General features: G+C 44.8%; 1 protein-coding gene and 1 pseudogene. One reads left to right on the forward strand and one right to left on the reverse strand.

What is annotated here, in order from left to right; all coding sequences use genetic code 11:
• Positions 1–328 (reverse strand): helix-turn-helix domain-containing protein (locus tag M4I42_RS16910; protein ID WP_268853194.1); only part of this gene is annotated, 328 nt, incomplete at its 3' end.
• Positions 329–551: 223 nt separating this feature from the next.
• On the opposite strand from M4I42_RS16910, the pseudogene M4I42_RS16915 reads away from it, so the two are divergent.
• Positions 552–1,164: pseudogene (locus M4I42_RS16915) on the forward strand (transposase family protein); the annotation flags it as partial.

Raw genomic sequence — 1,164 nt, forward strand, 5'->3', positions numbered from 1 at the left:
CCCAACCGACCTCCACAGGGGTGGTGGTTAACACGAGTTGTCTGATTTCTTGTTGTTGTTCTTCCGTAAGAAATGGCACGCGACCAGGTGGCAAGCGGCGATCGAGTAAACGATCGAGCCCTCCTTCATTAAAACGTGCGACGTAGAGAGCAACCGATTGACGGCATAGATGGACCATTTTTGCGACGTCTTTTCCGAGATACCCTTCCATGACAAGACGAACGGCGGTAACCCGAGCACGAAGCGAAGCATTTTTGATTTTCCGTTCTTGTTTCCGAAGTGTTCGAGGTGTCCAGCCGTGATCATTCGTAATTTTAAGACGTTTCATGTCATTTTCGCTCCTTTTATACGTGGGTATGTAGGAGCAGTATAACCATGAAAAAAGGTGTTCATACAGAAGTCACAACTTTAAAGTGCATGTATATAATAGTGAAACGAAAAAAATTTGGTTCATCACCAAATTTTGTGATTTAGTGACAAAAAAGAGAAAGCACTGACGAGATCCTGGCAATAATGTTAGCGGTGAAATCAACATTAAGGAGGTCTCGTAAGTGCTTTCGATACCACTAGGATTGCCAGAATTGAAAGTGATTAAACAAGAACTTCATTCCTATGGTTATGCGATTCATGTAGAGAAAACAGAGACACAGGAACGCTGCCCTCATTGTGGGTTTGCCACTTCCTCTGTCCACGACAGACGGACAAGAAAAGTACGGGATTTGGCGATTTTCCATCAACCGGTGTACTTGTTCGTAAAGGTAAAGCGCTATCGGTGTTGGAATTGTTCCCAAGTGTTTTCCGCCTCTTTGGAATCGATTCAACCCAATCAACATTACACCAATCGATTTTGTGAGCACTTGTATGAACTTTGTGAAGGCTCCACCATTCAAGAGGTTAGCCGAAAGCACCGCATCCCATATACGACATTGGAACGCATCTACTACTCCATCGCATCAAAAAAAGCAAAAGAGCGCCAAACCGCAACGGAGGCATCTTGTCAGGAAGGGATGGTGCTTAGCTTAGATGAAATCGCGGTAAAAAAGGACATCAGTATGAAACCGTATTGATGGATGCCAAAGCTGGATCGGTCATGGGAATGCATGCCGATCGCCAATGTGACTCCGCCATCCACTTGTTGAGCCAGAATGTCCTGTCGAAAGAAAG

This window comes from Anoxybacillus sp. J5B_2022, assembly GCF_026847645.1.
Taxonomy (GTDB): domain Bacteria; phylum Bacillota; class Bacilli; order Bacillales; family Anoxybacillaceae; genus Anoxybacteroides.